General features: G+C 66.5%; 6 protein-coding genes. 5 read left to right on the top strand and 1 reads right to left on the bottom strand.

Translation table 11 applies throughout. The features are described 5' to 3' along the window. The 5 genes from ACW8PS_RS08600 to lpxK all read left to right on the top strand — a co-directional run. Window positions 1-768, top strand: a 768-nt coding sequence (locus ACW8PS_RS08600) for a TldD/PmbA family protein (RefSeq protein WP_491526953.1), incomplete at its 5' end; no start/stop codon positions are given. Continuing rightward, window positions 755-1,534 (top strand): 3'(2'),5'-bisphosphate nucleotidase CysQ, encoded by a 780-nt coding sequence (locus ACW8PS_RS08605; protein ID WP_491526954.1) that lies wholly within the window; start codon window positions 755-757, stop codon window positions 1,532-1,534. The genes ACW8PS_RS08600 and ACW8PS_RS08605, both read left to right, overlap by 14 nt. A gap of 62 nt (window positions 1,535-1,596) precedes the next feature. Further along, window positions 1,597-1,842, top strand: coding sequence for a DUF4170 domain-containing protein (locus ACW8PS_RS08610; protein ID WP_491526955.1), 246 nt, complete (start codon window positions 1,597-1,599; stop codon window positions 1,840-1,842). A gap of 10 nt (window positions 1,843-1,852) precedes the next feature. Then, window positions 1,853-3,148, top strand: a complete 1,296-nt coding sequence (locus ACW8PS_RS08615; protein ID WP_491526956.1) for a 3-deoxy-D-manno-octulosonic acid transferase — start codon at window positions 1,853-1,855, stop codon at window positions 3,146-3,148. Continuing rightward, window positions 3,148-4,131, top strand: a complete 984-nt coding sequence (gene lpxK / locus ACW8PS_RS08620) for a tetraacyldisaccharide 4'-kinase (protein WP_491526957.1) — start codon at window positions 3,148-3,150, stop codon at window positions 4,129-4,131. Before ACW8PS_RS08615 ends, lpxK begins: the two co-directional genes overlap by 1 nt. A gap of 47 nt (window positions 4,132-4,178) precedes the next feature. Here lpxK and ACW8PS_RS08625 read toward each other — a convergent pair. After that, window positions 4,179-4,401: CoA transferase (locus tag ACW8PS_RS08625; RefSeq protein ID WP_491526958.1), on the bottom strand; the 223-nt coding region annotated here is incomplete at its 5' end.

Raw genomic sequence — 4,401 nt, forward strand, 5'->3', positions numbered from 1 at the left:
GATTACTACGGCGATATGCGCATCCACCGCGCCGATTTGGAGCCGGCCGAAACGGTTGGCCGCATTGCCGCCGAACGCGCCGTTGCGCGCGCCGGGGCCCGCCAGCCGAAAACCGGGGCCTGCCCGGTGCTGTTTGATGAACGTATCGCGGGATCCCTGATCCAGCATATCCTGCAGGCGGTGAATGGTGCCGCCATCGCGCGCGGGGCCTCGTGGCTGCGCGACGCGCTTGGCGAGCAGGTGCTGCCCAAGGGCCTCAGCCTGATCGAGGAGCCGCTGCGCCCGCGCGCCTCGGGGTCGCGGCCCTTTGATGCCGAAGGCCTGCCCACAAGGGCGCGCGCCATTATCGAGGATGGTCTGCTGACCGGCTGGACGCTCGATCTTGCCACGGCGCGCAAGCTTGGGCTGCAATCGACCGCCAATGCCGCGCGCGGGCTGTCATCGCCACCGTCGCCCTCGGTCTCGAATACTGCACTGACGCAAGGCCCGGACAGCCGCGATGATCTGATGGCGCAGATGGGCACCGGCCTGTTGATCACCAGCCTGATCGGATCGTCGATCAACCCCAATACCGGCGATTATTCACGCGGCGCGTCGGGGTTTTGGGTGGAGGGCGGCCAGATCGCCTATCCGGTCAATGAATGCACCGTGGCCGGAAATCTGCGCGACATGCTGCGCACCATCTTGCCCGGCAATGACGCAAGGGCCCATCTCAGCCATATCTGCCCGTCGCTGCTGGTCGAGGGGATGACGCTTGCCGGCGCGTGACCTGACCCTGTTGATCGACGCCGCCAAGGCCGCCGGTCGCATCGCCGCGACTTACTGGACCAAAAACCCCCGGATCTGGGACAAGCCCGGCGGCCATGGCCCGGTGACCGAAGCCGATCTGGAGATTGACCGGATGCTCAAGGCCGAACTTCTGGCCGCGCGCCCCGATTATGGCTGGCTGTCCGAGGAGACCGAAGACAGCGCCGCGCGGCTTGGCAAGGCCCGCGTATTCATTGTCGATCCGATCGACGGCACCCGGTCCTTTATCGAGGGCAACCGCGCCTTTGCCCATTCGCTGGCCGTGGCGCAATCGGGCCGCATCATCGCGGGCGTGGTGTTTCTGCCGATGATGGATCGGATGTTCACGGCAGCATTTGGGCAGGGCGCGCATCTCAATGGTGCCCCGCTGACCGCCTCCAGGCTTGGCGATGAACCGGCGGCCCAGATCCTGGCCGCGCGGCCCAATTTCGACGCGGGTCACTGGCCCGGTGGCGTGCCGTTGGCCGAACGCAGCTATCGCCCGTCGCTGGCCTACCGGATGGCTCTGGTCGGCGAGGGGCGCTTTGACGGCATGGTCACGTTCCGCGATTCGTGGGAATGGGATATTGCCGCCGGCGCGCTGATCGCAACCGAGGCCGGGGCCGAAGTGACCGACCGCGATGGCGCGCCGCTTGTGTTCAACAACCCCACCCCGCTTTTGCCCGGCGTGATCACCGCAGGCGCGCCTTTGCACGCCGCCCTGATGGCCCGCCGCCGCCCCGCTTGACGCTTGGCCGCAGATGGCTAGGGTGCGCGCAACCCGACCCCTGAACCCATATCGAGGCCCCGATGACCCAACGCCTGCACCTCGTCTTTGGCGGCGAACTGATCGACCCGAGCCGCAATGCCTTCAAGGATGTCGACGCCATCCACCTTGTCGGCATGTTCCCCGATTACGCCAGCGCCTATGACGCCTGGAAAACCGAGGCGCAGCGCACTGTCGATAACGCCCATATGCGGTATTTCATCGCCCATATTCACCGCCTGCGGGATGAAGCAACCGAAGCCTCGCCCACGGAAGAACTGGGCAACTGAGCCGAATTTCATGAGCTTCTCGCTGGCGCTATCCGCTTATCTGGCATTTTCGGCCCGTGCCACGCGGTTTGCCGAACGCAAGCTTGCCGACCGGTTGGCGGCGGGCAAGGAAGACCCCGCCCGCATTGATGAACGCCGGGGCATCGCCTCGGCACCGCGCCCGGATGGGCCGTTGATCTGGTTCCACGCCGCCAGCGTCGGCGAATCGCTGTCCTTGCTGGAACTGATCCGCCGGATGTCAGAGGAACGGCCCGAGCTGCATTTTCTGGTCACCACCGGCACCGTCACCTCGGCGCAGGTCATGGCCGCGCGCCTGCCCCCGGCCGCCACGCATCAGTTCATTCCGGTCGATGTGCTGACCTATGTGCGCCGCTTTCTGGACCATTGGCAGCCCGATATGGCGGTCTGGACGGAAAGCGAATTCTGGCCCGCCCTGCTATGCGAAACCAAGGCGCGCGGCACGCCGATGGTGCTGATCAATGCGCGGATGTCCAAATCCAGCCATGATCGCTGGCGGTTCCTGCGGGGCATGGCCCGCAGCCTTCTGCGCAAGTTCGATCTGGCCCATGTCCAGGATGACATCACCGCGGGCTACCTGCGCCGCCTTGGCCTGCCCGCCGACCGGTTGCAGGTGACCGGCACGCTGAAGGAAGGGGCGGCGGCGCTGCCCTGTGACGAGGATGAACGCACCCGCATGGCGCAGCGCTTGAATGGCAGGCCGGTGTGGCTTGCCGCCTCGACCCATGCCGGCGAAGAAGAAAAAGTGCTAGAGGCCCATGCCCAGGCGCTGCGGGTCAATCACCGTTTGCTGCTGATCCTGGTGCCGCGCCACCCGAACCGCGCCGATGAAGTTGCGGCTTTGATCGAGCGCCACAAATTCAGCTATGTCCGGCGCTCGAACGGCGACCGCCCCGATGCTGATACGCAGGTCTATCTGGCCGATACCCTGGGTGAGCTTGGCCTGTGGTATCGCCTGTCACCGATCAGCTTTGTCGGCGGTTCTCTGGAACCCATTGGCGGCCACAACCCGTTTGAACCGGCCGCCCTGGGTTCGGCCATCCTGCACGGTCCCTATGTGACCAATTTCGTCGATATCTTTCAGCGCCTGGCGCAAGCCGGGGCCTGCCGCCTTGTCACCTCGCCCGGATCGCTGGCCGAGGCTGTGAATGAGCTTCTGAACCCCGACAAGGCCGCCGAACTGGCACATGCCGCCTGGGAGGTCTCATCAGCCGGGGCCGATGTCACCGACCGGGCGCTTGAGATGCTGTTTGAACAGCTTGACGCCACGCCACGGATCGCAGCCTGATGCGGGCCCCGGCGTTCTGGCACCGCCCGGCCGGGTTGCTCAGCACCATCCTGGCCCCCTTGGGCGCGCTTTACGGGGCCGCCACCGCATGGCGGTTGCGCCGGGGGCCGGGGGCGCATGTGGATGTGCCAGTGATCTGCATCGGGAACCTGAATGCAGGCGGCACCGGCAAAACCCCGACCGTGATTGCGTTGGCCGAACGGCTGGCCGCGCGCGGTGTTCGGCCGCATGTTGTCAGCCGCGGCTATGGCGGCACGATCACAGGCCCGCACCGGGTGGTGGAAGGCCGCGACAGCGCTGGCGATGTCGGCGATGAACCGCTGTTGCTGGCCGCGTTCCTGCCGGTCTGGGTGGCGCGGGACCGCCACGCCGGGGCGCTGGCCGCAATTGCCGACGGGGCGCAGGTGATCTTGCTGGATGACGGGTTTCAGAACCCGGGCCTGCACAAGGATCTGTCGATCGTGGTGGTCGATGCCGGGCGCGGCTTCGGTAATGGCAAGGTGATCCCGGCAGGCCCTTTGCGGGAACCCATTTCCACCGGCCTCAAGCGCGCCGATATGGTGCTCAGCATCGGGCCCGACCGGGCGCAGGACCGCTTTCGCGACGCCTGGTCCGGTCAGATCACGCTGCCGCGCCTGACCGGCCATCTTGTGCCCCTGCCCACCGGAATGCCCTTTGACGGGCTGCCTGTGGTGGCCTTTGCCGGTATCGGGCACCCGGAAAAGTTCTTTGCCACCCTGCGCGCGATGGGGGCCAATGTGATCTCGGCTGAGGCGCTGTCGGATCACCAGCCGCTGACCGACACCCTGCTGGCGCGTCTCGACCGGGATGCCAAGGCACACGGCGCGCAGCTGGTGACAACGGAAAAAGACGCCGTCCGTCTGCCCAGGCGTTACCGCGCCAGCGTGTTGACCCTGCCGGTGCGCCTGCAGATCACCGATTGGGCACCGCTGGATGCGGCGCTGGATCGGCTGTTGCGGTGAATTGGCAAGGCGATAGTCACAGCTCGCAGCGCTGAAACCCGCCCGCCTCAGCCATCGCCGCCCAGTTTCGGCGCGGGTTTCTCAAGCCGCAATTCCGCATCCGAAAACGTAAACGGGGATCGCACGCCGGGCACCCCGCCCGGCGCAATCTGCATGCCGCGCGCCTGCACCTGGGGGTCGGCAAAGACCTCCGCCAGATCATTGATCGGCCCGGCCGGCACGCCTTCGGCCTCGCAGGCGGCCAGAAGATCGGCCTTGGCACGCCCTATC

The sequence above is a fragment of the Alterinioella sp. genome, assembly GCF_058343375.1.

What these genes read in the sequence shown, in the direction of transcription:
- ACW8PS_RS08610 (WP_491526955.1), top strand. Translation starts at nt 1,597, where the DNA reads ATGACCCAACGCCTGCACCTCGTCTTTGGCGGCGAACTGATCGACCCG.
- ACW8PS_RS08615 (WP_491526956.1), top strand. Translation starts at nt 1,853, where the DNA reads ATGAGCTTCTCGCTGGCGCTATCCGCTTATCTGGCATTTTCGGCCCGT.
- lpxK (WP_491526957.1), top strand. Translation starts at nt 3,148, where the DNA reads ATGCGGGCCCCGGCGTTCTGGCACCGCCCGGCCGGGTTGCTCAGCACC.